Genomic DNA, 13,455 nt, shown 5'->3' with positions numbered 1-13,455 from the left:
GAACGACCTTTACAACCTCAGCACCAGAGGAAAAACCTCACACCCGCCCATGCTAGCAGTTCAATCTGCCACCGCAGGAGCTCCCGTTCGTGGGATCAGCAGATTTCGTGCCGGACCGCCTGAGGGCCTGCCTACAATCCGCCCGCATGAGAATCCTGATCGCCAACGACGATGGTTATCTGGCACCCGGGCTGGCGGCGCTGGTGCAGGCTTGCGAGGGGCTCGGGCAGATCGACGTGATCGCGCCGGAGCAGAATGCCAGTGGCACCTCCAATTCGCTCAGCCTGCACCGTCCGCTGTCGGTCTACGAGGCCCAGTCGCCCGCGCAGAAAGGGTTCCGCTACGTCAACGGCACGCCTTCGGACAGCGTGCACATTGCCCTGACGGGCCTGCTGCCTGAACGGCCCGATCTGGTGCTCTCCGGCATCAACCAGGGGGCGAACATGGGCGATGACACCCTGTATTCCGGCACGGTGGCGGCAGCCATGGAAGGCTTTCTGTTCGGCGTGCCGGCCATCGCCTTCAGCCAGGCAGAGAAGGGATGGATCCATCTGGACGCGGCCGCCCGCACGGCCCGTCGGGTGGTCGAGTCGGTCCTGCCGCTGCTCGTCCAGGGCGGCGAGAGCAGGCCCTGGCTCCTGAATGTGAACATCCCGAACCGGCCCGATGCAGACCAACTGCCCTGGTCCACCACCCGGCTGGGACGTCGGCACGCCAGCTCGCCGGTCATTGCCCAGACCAACCCCCGCGGTGAGCCGATCTACTGGATCGGTCCGGCCGGCGATGCGCGTGAGGCGGGTGAGGGGACCGACTTCCACGCGGTGGCGCAGGGGCGGGTCTCCATCACGCCGCTGCAGGTGGACCTCACCGATCACGCCATGCTGTCCACCTGGCAGCAACGCTGGCCGCGGGCGGAGGGGCCGTGACGGCCGATTCCCGCCCCAAGGGGCGTTTCCCGGCGGCATTGAAGCCGGTGGCTGTGGCGCGTGCGACTGCCGCCAAGGGGCCGCCGGAGCCCCTGCGGCCCCAGCGCCTGCTGGCCGAAGCCGCCCGCGACGCGCGGCGGCTGACGCCGGCCTCCGGACTGGGGCTGGACACGCCCGCCATGCAGCGGCGCATGGTGGAGCGCCTGCGGCAGGATGGTGTCCATTGCGAGCCGGTGCTTCAGGCGATGCTGGCGGTGCAGCGGCACCACTTCGTCGACTCGGCACTCGCTGCGCAGGCTTATGAGGACACCAGTCTGCCCATCGGGCTGGGGCAGACCATTTCCAAGCCTTCCGTGGTGGCGCGGATGATGGAATGGCTGTTCCTGGGGCCCAACGCGCGTCGGCACGGACACCTGGGCAAGGTGCTGGAGATCGGGACCGGCTGCGGTTACCAGGCGGCCCTGCTGGCCCAGGTGGCCCGGCAGGTGATTTCCATCGAGCGCCTGCAACCCTTGCATGAGCTGGCCCGGCGCCAACTGGCCCGGCAACCCGCCATGCACATCCAGCTGCTCTATGGCGATGGCATGCTGGGGCATCCGCCCAGGGCACCCTATGACAGTATCGTGTCTGCCGCCGGGGGCGATGACGTCCCGTCAGCCTGGCTGGCACAGTTGGCGGTCGGTGGGCGACTGGTGGCACCAGCCAGGTCGCCCGATGGGCGAGGGCAGGTGCTGGTGGTCATCGACCGCACCGAACAGGGCTTCCATCGCGCCGTTGGCGAGATGGTTCAGTTCGTCCCCTTAAAATCCGGGGTCTGTTGACCTCAGGGAAAAGCACACACCATGACTTTGTTCCGTGGGTACCGCTGGACAGCTCCAGCCGGCCTGCTGCTGCTGGCCGTTCTGGCCGGTTGCGCCTCCCCCAAGTACCAGGCCCCGGTTGAGGACCGCTCCGCGAGCCGCACGGCTGCGCATGCGTCCGCCGAGGCCGCCAAGCCCGTGGCCCCGGTGGAAGCCAAGCCGGGCACCTACATCGTCAAGCCCGGTGACACGCTGATGCGCATCGCGCTTGAGACCGGCCAGGCCTGGCGTGATCTGGCCAAGTGGAACAACATCGACAACCCGAACGTGATCGAGGTGGGTCAGGTGTTGCGGGTGGTCCCGCCAGGCTCCGAACCGGGTGTGGCTTCGGCCAAGCCTCTGGCTCCGGCCAAGGTCGAGACCAAGCCTCTGGATGGCAGCAAGCCTGCGTCGGCTGCGTCCGCGGCCGCTTCGGCCGGTGGCAACGCAGCGTCGTCGGCGTCGGCCCCTGCCCCCGTGGCGGCCAAGGAGGCAGACGATGACATCCCCTGGGGCTGGCCTGCCGGCGGTCCGGTGATTGGCGGTTTTGACGAGAGCCGCAGCAAGGGCCTGTCGATCGGCGGCAAGGCCGGTGATCCGGTCTATGCCGCAGCCGATGGTCGCGTGGTCTATGCAGGCAACACGCTCAGGGGCTATGGCAACCTGATCATCGTGAAGCACAACGCCAACTACCTCAGCGCCTACGCGCACAACCAGACACTGCTGGTCAAGGAAGACCAGACGGTGCGCAAGGGCCAGAAGATCGCCGAGATGGGGGCCAGCGATTCGGACAAGGTGCAGCTGCACTTCGAGATCCGCAAGCAGGGCAAGCCGCTCGATCCGGCCAAGCTGCTGCCGTCGCGCTGAGCGCATGCCGCCTGTTCAACGGCCGCCTTTGGGCGGCCGTTTTTGTTGGAGGGCCGGTGAGGCCGGCACCGGGATAATGCAGGGCATGACACAGAAGGATGAATGGCTGAAGATCGAGTCGCTGGACATGGAGGCCCAAGGGGTCGCCCACAACAGCGAGGGCAAGGTCGTCTTTGTCGAGGGCGCGCTGCCCGGCGAGGAAGTTCAGGTCCAGGTCGGCAAGCGCAAGAACCAGTGGGAGCAGGCCAGCTACGTGGCGCTGCGCCATGAGAGTGCCCAGCGGGTGCGCCCGGGTTGCCCCCATTTCGGCCTGCATGCTGGCGCCTGCGGGGGCTGCAAGATGCAGCACCTGGAGGCCTCGTCCCAGGTGGCGATCAAGCAGCGCGTGCTGGAGGACAACCTGGCCCACCTGGGCAAGGTCAAGCCCGAGCGTGTGCTGCGCCCCATCGAGGGCCCCACCTGGGGTTACCGCTTCCGCGCCCGCCTGTCGGTGCGCTATGTGGCCCGCAAGGAGACGGTGCTGGTGGGCTTCCACGAGCGCAAGTCGCGCTACGTGGCGGACATGAGTGTCTGCCCCGTGCTGCCGCCGCATGTGAGCGCCATGCTGGTGCCGCTGCGCGGGCTCATCGGGCGGATGCAAGCGCGGGACACGCTGCCCCAGATTGAGCTGGCCATTGGCGACGGCGTGACGGCGCTGGTGCTGCGGCACCTTGAGCCTCTGTCTGAGGGTGATCAAGCGCTTCTGCGGGCTTTCGCAGCCGAGCAAGGCGTGCAATGGTGGCTGCAGCCCAAGGGGCCGGACACCGTGCATCTGCTGGATGCCGACGGCCCCGAGCTGGGCTACAGCCTGCCCGAGTTTGGTCTGCGCATGCCGTTCAAGCCGACCGACTTCACGCAGGTCAACCACCAGATCAACACCGTGCTGGTGGGGCGGGCGCTGCGCTTGCTGGACGCACGGCCGGATCAGCGGGTCATCGACTGGTTTTGCGGCCTGGGCAACTTCACCCTGCCGATTGCCACCCGTGCGCGGGAGGTGTTGGGCGTGGAGGGCAGCGAGGCCCTGGTGCAGCGCTCCCGCCAGAATGCGCAGCGCAACGGCCTGTCAGGCCAGACCGCCTTCGAGGCGCGCAACCTCTTCGAGATCACGCCGGACGATCTGGTGGCGTTCGGGCGGGCCGACAAGTGGCTGGTGGATCCGCCGCGGGAGGGTGCCTTCGCCCTGGTCAAGGCGCTGGCCGACCTGCAGTCCGCACCGCGCCCTGACTGGGCACCGCCGCAGCGCATCGTCTATGTCAGCTGCAATCCGGCCACCCTGGCGCGCGACGCGGGGCTGCTGGTGCATGTGGCGGGCTACCGCTGCGTGGCAGCCGGGGCCGTGAACATGTTTCCCCACACCGCCCATGTGGAGAGCATGGCCGTGTTCGAACTCGCTTCGGCGTGACCGGGCCCGCGGGCTGCGCATGAGAAAGGGGCTCCTCGGAGCCCCTTTTCTGTATCAGCCTGGGAGTGTCATTCCCGGTCGCCGCCGAAGATGCCCAGCAGCATCAGCAGGTTCTGGAAGATGTTGTACAGGTCCAGGTAGATGGCCAGCGTGGCGGTGATGTAGTTCGTCTCACCGCCGTCGATCACGCGCTTGATGTCGAAGACCATGAAGGCCGAGAACACCGCGATGCACAGCACCGACAGGGTCAGCATCAGGGCGCTGGACTGCAGGAACACGTTGATGATGCCCGCGGCCAGGATGATCAGTGCGCCCACCATCAGGAACTTGCCCATGCCGGACAGGTCGCGCTTGATGGTGCTGGCCAGTGTGGCCATGCCCAGGAAGACCAGGGCCGTGCCGCCAAAGGCGGTCATGATCAGCGAAGCACCGTTCGAGAAGCCGAGCACGAAGGCCAGCAGTCGCGACAGCATCAGGCCCATGAAGAAGGTGAAGGCCAGCAGGAAGCCCACACCCGCGGCGCTGTTCTTGGTCTTCTCGATGGCGAACATCAAACCGAAGCTACCGCCCAGGAACACGACCAGGCTGAGCACCGGCGACATGGCCGTCACGATGCCTGTGGCCACGCCCAACCAAGCGCCCAACACGGTGGGGACCAGCGACACCGCCAGCAGCCAATAGGTGTTGCGCAACACCCGCTGGCGCTGCGACGCCAGCGAGCCTGTGCCGGCATAGCCGGTATAGGTTTGCAGGCCTTCGTTCATGAAACCTCCGATGGTGGAATGAGAAGCGGCCGAAACCAGCCGTCACAGGTGGACCCTGTCCGGACAGTTTAGTTCCTCCGCAGTCGAGGGGGCTCTGTGCGGCCCGCCGTTTCGGTGGTCAGGGTTTTCGCGGTGAGTGGATCCGGACCCCCTAGAACGGAGAGGCGAAACGAGGGGGTGTGGCATTGAGGCCTCTGAAGGTGGCTCCTAGACTCATTTGGTGACACTGGTGTTTCTAGGAGGAGTCTGAATGTCAATTCAAATGTTGGCGGTGCCCAAGCCCTTGCTGTGCGTCTGCCTGCTGGTGCTGTCCGCTGCGGCGGCCGCCCAAGGCGAAGCCGAGGGCATGCGGGTGGCCAAGGATCCGGTCACCGGACAGTGGCGTGCCGTGACGCCCGATGAGGCCAAGGCGCTGGGTGCGACCGCGGCGGGAACGAACGCCCTGCGCGCTGCGGGTGGCAAGTCATTGCGCTCGTTGAAGGCGCCTGCAGCCAGAGGCGTGACTCTGGGTGCCGAGCACCTCTCGAGCATGCGGGTGGCCAAGGACGCGCAAGGGCATCTGGTCGAAGAGTGCGTCGAAGGGGATGAGGCCCCAATGGCCGCACCGATGACGCAGTCGCAACCGCAGGGGGCAGAAATTGAATAAGCCGTTCAACCGCAAGCGGGCACTGGCCCTGCTGGGCCTGAGTCTGGGGTGCGCATTCAGCGCTCAGGCCGTCAAGATCAAGATCGTCAATGCCGATCTGCCGGGCGTGGGGTTCAACGACACCACCCCTGTGGCGCCGGTGGGTGGCAACGAGGGCACGACGCTGGGCGCGCAGCGCATGAACGTCTACCTCAATGTTGCGAAGAAGTGGGCCAAGCACCTGCCTGAGGGCGGGCCGGACATCCTGGTCAATGCTGATTGGCCGGCGTTGACCTGCAGCTCCACCAGCGCCACGCTGGGGTCGGCTGGCGCCAACAGCGTGTGGCGTGACTTTCCCAATGCCCCCTACCCGGGGACCTGGTACTCGTCGGCGCTGGCCAACACCCTGGCGGGCGCGGACCTGGACGAGGGCACCGAGCCGGAGATCAATTCCCACTTCAACGTCAATCTGGGGCAGCCTGGCTGCCTGGATGGCACCAGCTTCTACCTGGGCCTGGATGGCAATGCGCCGTCCAACACTGTCAACTTCGCGGTCGTGCTGATGCACGAGGTGGGTCACGGCCTGGGCTTCCAGGCGCTGACCAGCGGCAGCAGCGGTGCGCGCATCAGCGATGGCGTCAATGCCTATCCGGCCCAATGGGAACGGTGGATGTATGACAACACCGCTGGCAAGACCTGGCTCGACATGACCGATGCCGAGCGCAAGGCGTCGGCCGTCAATCCGCGCAATCTGGTGTGGGTGGGCGCCAATGTGACCGCGTCCGTGCCGGCGGTGCTCAAGAAGGGTACGCCCGAGCTGCTGGTGAAGTCCACCGAGAACCCGGCCATTGTCGGCACCTATCAGGTTGGGGCGGCCAGTTTCGGACCGACGTTGGCCACCCGCATCAAGGCCCCCATCGGGCGGGTGATCGACCAGGCCGATGGCAAGACGGGCCTGGCCTGCAACCCGCTGACGGGTGACAACGCGGCTCTGGTGGCGGGGCGCATCGCGCTGGTGGATCGCGGGACCTGTGCCTTCACCATCAAGGTGAAGAACGCCCAGGATGCCGGCGCGGTCGGGGTGATCGTGGCGGACAACACAGCGGGTGGCCCGCCGGCCGGCATGAGCGGTACGGATGCCACCATCACCATCCCCTCGGTGCGCATCACCCTGGATGACGGTGCCAAGCTGAAGGCCGTGCTGACAGGTGATGTGCGGATGAGTGACAACGTCAAGGGCATCCTGCATGTCAACAAGGACCAGTACGCCGGTGCCGACGCCCAGGGGCGCGCGCTGCTGTACACGCCCAACCCCTACCAGTCGGGCTCGTCGGTGTCCCACTACGACACCATCGCCTTCCGCAATCTGCTGATGGAGCCGGCGATCAACAGCGACCTGCCGGTTTACCGGGTGACGCCGCCCAAGGATCTGACCTTGCCGCTGCTGCAGGACATCGGCTGGTGATCCGGGCCCGACCTGCCGCTTCACGCGGCAGGTGGCCAGACCAGGCGCGGGCTTCCCGCGCCTTTTTTGCGCCCGATTCCAGGCGGCGGGAGGTGGCTTCCTCCCCTGAATGAGGGGGATGGGCTACAATAGACAGGTTTACCCTAAAACAAAGCCACCCAGCGAAACTCCGTTTCCGATCTGTCCTCGCCGAGCCCGGCACCCGTGCCCTCCAGTCCCCTGGATGGCTCGCAGTGCGGTTCAGGTCACGGGCTGGGTGCGCGAAAACCGGAGTGTTCCCTTGCTGCCCGTCCTGCCCCCCGCAATCCTTGCACTCGCAGACGGCACGGTCTTTTCCGGCACCTCGATCGGCGCAGCCGGTCACACAGTGGGTGAGGTGGTGTTCAACACCGCCATCACCGGCTACCAGGAAATTCTCACCGACCCGAGCTACTGCCGGCAGATCGTGACCCTCACGTATCCGCACATCGGCAACTACGGCGTCAACGACGAGGATATCGAGGCGCCCAAAGTCCATGCCGCTGGCCTGATCATCAAGGACCTTCCGGTCCGACTGTCCAACTTCCGCGCCACGCGCTCGCTGCCGGAGTACCTGGCCGCTGAGGGCACGGTGGCCATCGCCGACATCGACACCCGCCGTCTGACCCGCGTGCTGCGCACCAACGGTGCCCAGAACGGCTGCATCATGACCTTTGCGGCCGGTCACGCGGTCTCCCAGGCTGACATCGACGAGGCCATCGCCCGGGCCAAGGCCGCGCCCAGCATGGCCGGTCAGGATCTGGCCAAGGTTGTCAGCGCGGCCGCACCGTTCGAGTGGACCGAGACCGAATGGCGCCTGGTGGGGGAGGATGGCAAGCCCGGCTACGGGACCCAGACCCAGCCGCGCTTCCATGTGGTTGCCTACGACTTCGGCGTCAAGCGCAACATCCTGCGCATGCTGGCCGAGCGCGGCTGCCGCGTCACCGTGGTGCCGGCCCAGACGCCGGCCGCCGAGGTGCTCAAGCACCAACCCGACGGCGTCTTCCTGTCCAACGGCCCCGGCGATCCCCAGCCCTGCGACTACGCCATCGCCGCGGCCCGCGAACTGATCGAGTCTGGCGTGCCCACCTTCGGCATCTGCCTGGGCCACCAGATCATGGCACTGGCCTCCGGGGCCAAGACCTTCAAGATGAAGTTCGGCCACCACGGCGCCAACCACCCGGTCAAGGACCTGGACAGCGGTCGCGTGTCGATCACCAGCCAGAACCACGGCTTCGCGGTGGACGCTGACACGCTGCCCGCGAACCTGCGCCCCACCCATGTGAGCCTGTTCGACGGCACGCTGCAGGGCCTGGCCCGCACCGACAAGCCCGCTTTCTGCTTCCAGGGCCACCCGGAGGCGTCGCCGGGGCCGCACGACATCGGCTACCTGTTCGACCGCTTCATCGGTCTGATGGAGCAGAAGGCTTCCTGAGGACAGTGCCTCCCGCGCCTCGGTGTGGGAGGCAAGGACAGACAGACAACCATGTTCGGCATCACCGACCCCCTGACCTACGTGCTCGGCGTGATCTTCATCATCCTGCTGCCGGGCCCCAACTCCCTCTACGTGCTGTCCGTGGCGACGCGGCGGGGTGTGCGGGCAGGGGCTGCGGGGGCGGCGGGCGTGTTCCTGGGCGATTGGGTGCTGATGGGCCTGACCATCGCCGGGGCCGCCACCTTGCTCAAGGCGGCGCCCGCGCTGTTCTGGGTCATCAAGTCGGTCGGTGCTGCCTACCTGTGCTGGATCGGGCTGCAGTTGCTGGTTTCCGCGCTGCGGCCGAAGGCGGAACAGGCGGGCGAGGCCGATCAGCCTGACCATCCATTCAGCCGTGCCTTGGTCATCAGCCTGCTCAACCCCAAGGCCATCCTGTTCTACCTGTCCTTCTTCCTGCAGTTCGTCGATCCCGCCTACCCGCACCAAGCCCTGACCTTTCTGGCGCTGGGCGTGATCCTGCAATTCTTCAGCGTCCTCTACCTGACGGCGCTCATCCTGGTCGGTGCCCGCCTGGCGGCAGCCTTCCGTTCGCATCGCCGCGTCGCCAGCCTCACCCGCGGCAGCGTGGGCACCCTGTTCCTCGGCTTTGGCGCCAAGCTCGCCACCGCCAGCCTCGGTTGAGGCCCGACCCGACCTGACAAGCCATGCCAAAACGTACAGATCTCAAGAGCATCCTCATCATCGGCGCCGGCCCGATCATCATCGGTCAGGCCTGCGAGTTCGACTACTCGGGCGCCCAGGCCTGCAAGGCCCTGCGTGAGGAGGGCTACAAGGTCATCCTGGTCAACAGCAACCCGGCGACCATCATGACCGACCCGGCCACGGCCGATGTCACCTACATCGAGCCCATCACCTGGCAGGTGGTCGAAAAGATCATCGCCAAGGAGCGGCCCGACGCCATCCTGCCCACCATGGGCGGCCAGACCGCGCTGAACTGCGCGCTGGACCTGCACAAGCACGGCGTGCTGGACAAGTACCAGGTGGAGATGATCGGTGCCAATGAGCACGCCATCGAGAAGGCCGAGGACCGCCAGAAGTTCAAGAACGCGATGACCAAGATCGGCCTGGATTCGGCCAAGTCGGGCGTCGCGCACACCCTGGAAGAGGCCTGGGCGGTGCAGAAGCAAATCCAGGCCGAGGTTGGCGGCACCGGCTTCCCGATGGTGATCCGCCCCAGCTTCACGCTGGGTGGCACCGGCGGCGGCATCGCCTACAACCCCGAGGAGTTCGAGGAGATCTGCAAGCGCGGCATCGACCTCTCGCCCACCAACGAGCTGCTCATCGAAGAGTCGCTGATCGGCTGGAAGGAATACGAGATGGAGGTCGTCCGTGACAAGGCGGACAACTGCATCATCGTCTGCTCCATCGAGAACCTGGACCCGATGGGGGTGCATACCGGTGACTCCATCACCGTCGCGCCGGCCCAGACGCTGACCGACAAGGAATACCAGCTGCTGCGCAACGCCTCGATCGCCATCCTGCGCGAGATCGGCGTGGATACCGGCGGCTCCAACGTCCAGTTCTCGATCAATCCGACGAACGGCCGGATGATCGTGATCGAGATGAACCCGCGCGTGTCGCGTTCGTCGGCCCTGGCCTCCAAGGCCACCGGCTTCCCGATCGCCAAGATCGCCGCCAAGCTGGCGGTGGGCTACACGCTGGACGAGCTGAAGAACGACATCACCGGCGGCATCACCCCGGCCTCGTTCGAGCCCTCGATCGACTATGTGGTCACCAAGATCCCGCGTTTCGCCTTCGAGAAGTTCCCGGCGGCCGACCCCCACCTGACCACCCAGATGAAGTCGGTGGGCGAGGTGATGGCCATGGGCCGCACCTTCCAGGAATCGTTCCAGAAGGCACTGCGTGGCCTGGAGACCGGCATCGACGGCCTGACCGAGCGTTCGACCGACCGCGAGGAGATCGTCGAGGAGATCGGCGAGCCCGGTCCCGAGCGCATCCTGTTCGTGGGTGACGCCTTCCGCCTGGGCATGACCCTGGACGAGATCCACGAAGAGACCGCGATCGACCCGTGGTTCCTGGCCCAGATCGAACAGATCATCCAGGCCGAGAAGGCGCTGGACGGTCGCGTGCTGGACAGCCTGAGCCGCGACGAGATGTTCTTCCTGAAGAAGAAGGGCTTCTCGGACAGGCGCCTGGCCAAGCTGTTGGGCACGCACCAGCACGAGGTGCGGGCCAAGCGCCACGCGCTGGGCGTGCGTCCGGTCTACAAGCGGGTGGACACCTGTGCCGGCGAGTTCGCCACGCAGACGGCCTACATGTACTCCACCTATGACGAGGAGTGCGAGGCCAATCCGTCGACCAAGAAGAAGATCATGGTGCTGGGCGGTGGTCCGAACCGGATCGGCCAGGGCATCGAGTTCGACTACTGCTGCGTGCATGCGGCGCTGGCGATGCGTGAAGACGGGTACGAGACCATCATGGTCAACTGCAACCCGGAAACCGTTTCGACCGACTACGACACCTCCGATCGCCTGTACTTCGAGCCGGTGACGCTGGAAGACGTGCTGGAGATTGTCGACAAGGAGAAGCCCACTGGCGTGATCGTGCAATACGGCGGCCAGACCCCGCTGAAGCTGGCGCTGGACCTGGAGCGTGCCGGCGTGCCCATCATCGGCACCTCCCCCGATTCCATCGACGTGGCCGAAGACCGCGAGCGTTTCCAGCAACTGCTGCACACCCTGGGCCTGAGGCAGCCGCCCAACCGCACCGCGCGCACCGAAGAGGCTGCGCTGCTGCTGGCCAAGGAAATCGGCTACCCGCTGGTGGTGCGTCCCTCCTACGTCCTGGGTGGCCGGGCGATGGAAATCGTCCACGGCGACAAGGACCTGGAGCGCTACATGCGTGAGGCGGTGCGGGTGTCTGAAAAGTCTCCGGTGCTGCTGGATCGCTTCCTGGACGATGCGATCGAGGTCGATGTCGACTGCATCTCCGACGGCGAAGCCGTGATGATCGGCGGCATCATGGAGCACATCGAGCAGGCGGGTGTCCACTCCGGTGACTCGGCCTGTTCGCTGCCGCCGTACTCGCTGCCGGCCGCCCTGCAGGACGAACTGCGCCGCCAGACCACCGCGATGGCGAAGGCCTTGAAGGTGATCGGCCTGATGAACGTGCAGTTCGCCATCCAGGGGGACGTGAACAACGGTGAGGCCGTGGTCTACGTGCTGGAAGTGAACCCCCGCGCCTCTCGCACGGTGCCCTTCGTCTCGAAGGCCACCGGCCAGCAACTGGCCAAGATCGCCGCACGCTGCATGGCCGGGCAGAAGCTCCCGGATCAGAAGGGTCTCAACGGTGAGCCTCCGCACGAGGTGATTCCGCCGTACTTCAGCGTCAAGGAAGCCGTCTTCCCCTTCAACAAGTTCCCGGGTGTGGACCCCATCCTGGGCCCGGAGATGCGTTCCACCGGCGAGGTGATGGGCGTGGCCTACACCTTTGGCGAGGCCATGCTCAAGAGCCAGCTGGGTGCCGGCAGCCGCCTGCCCAGCAAGGGCACGGTGGTGATCACCGTGAAGAACAACGACAAGGACCGGGCGGTGAAGATCGCCAGCGAGTTGGTCGACCTGGGCTTCAACGTGGTGGCGACCAAGGGCACGGCCGCGGCCATCGCGGCGGCCGGGGTCCCGGTCAAGGTGGTCAACAAGGTCAAGGATGGCCGGCCGCACATCGCCGACATGATCAAGGCCGGTGAGATCCAGCTGGTGTTCACCACCGTGGACGAAACCCGCACCGCGATCGCGGATTCCCGCTACATCCGCACTGCGGCGCTGGCCAACCGGGTGACCTACTACACCACCATGGCCGGCTGCGAGGCCGCCACCGAGGCGCTCAAGCACGGCAGCGGCCTGCAGGTGCTGTCGCTGCAGGAACTGCACGCCTCGCTGGTCTGATCCGGCCTGTGACAAACCCGCCCGGATCCGGGCGGCTTGTGTTCTAGAATTTCATCTCAGCAATCCGCCGCTCGCGCGTCGCCTCTGGCCCGCGCCGCGGCGGATTCGTTTTGTCTGCCAAGGAGTGCCAGGATGGCTACCATTCCCCTGACCAAGCGCGGTGCGGAGAAGCTCAAGGAAGAGCTTCAGCGGCTCAAGACCGTCGAGCGCCAGGCCGTGATCCAGGCCATTGCCGAAGCCCGTGCGCAAGGCGATCTGTCCGAGAACGCCGAGTACGAGGCCGCCAAGGACAAGCAAGGCTTCATCGAGGGACGCATCCTCGAGATCGAAGGCAAGCTGGCGGCGGCCCAGGTCATCGACCCCTCGTCGTTGGACGCGGGTGGCCGGGTCGTGTTTGGCTCTACTGTCGACCTCGAGGACGAGGATTCCGGGGCCGCGGTGACCTACCAGATCGTCGGAGACGACGAGGCGGACCTCAAGTTGGGCCTCATCTCCATCAGCTCGCCGATCGCGCGGGCCCTGATCGGCAAGGAGGCTGGCGACGTGGCCGAAGTCCATGCCCCGGGTGGCGTGCGCCATTACGAGGTCGTTGGGGTGCGCTACCTGTGACGCCGGTCGCCCGCATCATGGCGCTGCTGCCGGCTCTGTGGGCGGGCGTGCTGCTGTGCGTGGCCGGTCTGGCCACCCCGGCGCCCTTCGCCGTGCTGGACAAGGCGGCTGCGGGCCAGGTGGTGGGCCACATCTTTGCCCGCGAGGCGCCGCTGAGCCTGCTGCTGGGCATGGCGCTGCTGCTGGCGGCCCGGCGCAGTGCCCTGGCCCGTGCGGTGTGGGGGCAGGGCAGCCAGTTCAGCCTGGACATGGGGCTGGCGCTGGGCACTCTGGTCTGCACGGTGCTGGGTTACTACGTGCTGCAGCCCATGATGGAACTGGCCCGGCAGGGCCAGCAGGGGGCGCTGAGCTTCGGTCAGCTGCATGGGCTGAGCTTCAGTCTGTTCGGGCTGAAGATCGTGCTGGTGCTGGTGTTGGCCTGGCGTGTCGGGCCGGTGGTGGCATCCCGAAGCTGAAGCCTGGAAAGAAAAAGGGGCCAACCGGCCCCTTGGTGATTCTCGA

12 protein-coding genes are annotated in these 13,455 nt (G+C 66.4%); 11 read left to right on the top strand and 1 reads right to left on the bottom strand.

Annotated elements, in window-relative coordinates:
• Window positions 1-146: 146 nt before the first annotated feature.
• The 4 genes from surE (at window position 147) to rlmD (ending at window position 4,073) form a co-directional block, all read left to right on the top strand.
• On the top strand, window positions 147-926 hold the full coding sequence (surE, locus tag M0L44_RS08315; RefSeq protein ID WP_252769167.1) for a 5'/3'-nucleotidase SurE: 780 nt from the start codon (window positions 147-149) through the stop codon (window positions 924-926).
• Complete coding sequence (locus M0L44_RS08310) at window positions 923-1,747, top strand: protein-L-isoaspartate(D-aspartate) O-methyltransferase (RefSeq protein WP_435526397.1); 825 nt, start codon at window positions 923-925, stop codon at window positions 1,745-1,747. The genes surE and M0L44_RS08310 overlap by 4 nt, the downstream gene beginning before the upstream one ends.
• A 21-nt stretch (window positions 1,748-1,768) precedes the next feature.
• The gene (locus M0L44_RS08305; protein ID WP_252769166.1) at window positions 1,769-2,632 is read left to right on the top strand and encodes a peptidoglycan DD-metalloendopeptidase family protein; all 864 of its coding nucleotides are present in this window, start codon (window positions 1,769-1,771) and stop codon (window positions 2,630-2,632) included.
• An 85-nt stretch (window positions 2,633-2,717) separates the two neighbouring features.
• A complete protein-coding gene (gene rlmD / locus M0L44_RS08300) occupies window positions 2,718-4,073 on the top strand; it encodes a 23S rRNA (uracil(1939)-C(5))-methyltransferase RlmD (protein ID WP_252769165.1) in 1,356 nt (451 codons plus the stop codon).
• A gap of 68 nt (window positions 4,074-4,141) precedes the next feature.
• On the opposite strand, the gene M0L44_RS08295 is transcribed toward rlmD, so the two are convergent.
• Window positions 4,142-4,837: a Bax inhibitor-1/YccA family protein gene (locus tag M0L44_RS08295; RefSeq protein WP_252769164.1), complete on the bottom strand. Its 696-nt coding sequence runs from the start codon at window positions 4,835-4,837 to the stop codon at window positions 4,142-4,144.
• A gap of 250 nt (window positions 4,838-5,087) precedes the next feature.
• Between M0L44_RS08295 and M0L44_RS08290 the strand changes: the two genes are divergently transcribed.
• From M0L44_RS08290 to M0L44_RS08260, 7 genes are all read left to right on the top strand, one after another.
• A complete protein-coding gene (locus M0L44_RS08290; protein WP_252769163.1) occupies window positions 5,088-5,483 on the top strand; it encodes a post-PEP-CTERM-1 domain-containing protein in 396 nt (131 codons plus the stop codon).
• Window positions 5,476-6,927, top strand: coding sequence for a PA domain-containing protein (locus M0L44_RS08285; protein ID WP_252769162.1), 1,452 nt, complete (start codon window positions 5,476-5,478; stop codon window positions 6,925-6,927). Before M0L44_RS08290 ends, M0L44_RS08285 begins: the two co-directional genes overlap by 8 nt.
• A 280-nt stretch (window positions 6,928-7,207) precedes the next feature.
• Entirely contained in the window at window positions 7,208-8,380 is a 1,173-nt protein-coding gene (gene carA, locus M0L44_RS08280; RefSeq protein ID WP_252769161.1) for a glutamine-hydrolyzing carbamoyl-phosphate synthase small subunit, read from the top strand.
• Between the two features lie 51 nt (window positions 8,381-8,431).
• Window positions 8,432-9,061: a leucine efflux protein LeuE gene (gene leuE, locus M0L44_RS08275; protein ID WP_252769160.1), complete on the top strand. Its 630-nt coding sequence runs from the start codon at window positions 8,432-8,434 to the stop codon at window positions 9,059-9,061.
• A gap of 23 nt (window positions 9,062-9,084) precedes the next feature.
• Window positions 9,085-12,345 carry a carbamoyl-phosphate synthase large subunit gene (gene carB, locus M0L44_RS08270; RefSeq protein ID WP_252769159.1) on the top strand — a complete coding sequence of 1,087 codons (3,261 nt, stop codon included), beginning with the start codon at window positions 9,085-9,087 and terminating at the stop codon, window positions 12,343-12,345.
• A 132-nt stretch (window positions 12,346-12,477) separates the two neighbouring features.
• A complete protein-coding gene (gene greA / locus M0L44_RS08265) occupies window positions 12,478-12,954 on the top strand; it encodes a transcription elongation factor GreA (protein ID WP_252769158.1) in 477 nt (158 codons plus the stop codon).
• Window positions 12,951-13,409, top strand: coding sequence for a DUF4149 domain-containing protein (locus M0L44_RS08260; RefSeq protein ID WP_252769157.1), 459 nt, complete (start codon window positions 12,951-12,953; stop codon window positions 13,407-13,409). Before greA ends, M0L44_RS08260 begins: the two co-directional genes overlap by 4 nt.
• The last annotated feature ends 46 nt before the right edge of the window (window positions 13,410-13,455 follow it).

Origin of the sequence: Ideonella oryzae (assembly GCF_024055665.1) — a bacterium.
GTDB classification, from domain to species: Bacteria; Pseudomonadota; Gammaproteobacteria; order Burkholderiales; family Burkholderiaceae_C; genus Ideonella; species Ideonella oryzae.
Note: the sequence above shows the minus strand (reverse complement) of the source record. Positions and strands in the feature narration are given on the sequence as shown.

Excerpts from the sequence above, each read along its gene's own strand:
- leuE (WP_252769160.1), top strand. The coding sequence starts at position 8,432 with ATGTTCGGCATCACCGACCCCCTGACCTACGTGCTCGGCGTGATCTTC.
- rlmD (WP_252769165.1), top strand. The coding sequence starts at position 2,718 with ATGACACAGAAGGATGAATGGCTGAAGATCGAGTCGCTGGACATGGAG.
- M0L44_RS08295 (WP_252769164.1), bottom strand. The coding sequence starts at position 4,837 with ATGAACGAAGGCCTGCAAACCTATACCGGCTATGCCGGCACAGGCTCG.
- M0L44_RS08290 (WP_252769163.1), top strand. The coding sequence starts at position 5,088 with ATGTCAATTCAAATGTTGGCGGTGCCCAAGCCCTTGCTGTGCGTCTGC.
- M0L44_RS08305 (WP_252769166.1), top strand. The coding sequence starts at position 1,769 with ATGACTTTGTTCCGTGGGTACCGCTGGACAGCTCCAGCCGGCCTGCTG.
- carB (WP_252769159.1), top strand. The coding sequence starts at position 9,085 with ATGCCAAAACGTACAGATCTCAAGAGCATCCTCATCATCGGCGCCGGC.
- surE (WP_252769167.1), top strand. The coding sequence starts at position 147 with ATGAGAATCCTGATCGCCAACGACGATGGTTATCTGGCACCCGGGCTG.
- greA (WP_252769158.1), top strand. The coding sequence starts at position 12,478 with ATGGCTACCATTCCCCTGACCAAGCGCGGTGCGGAGAAGCTCAAGGAA.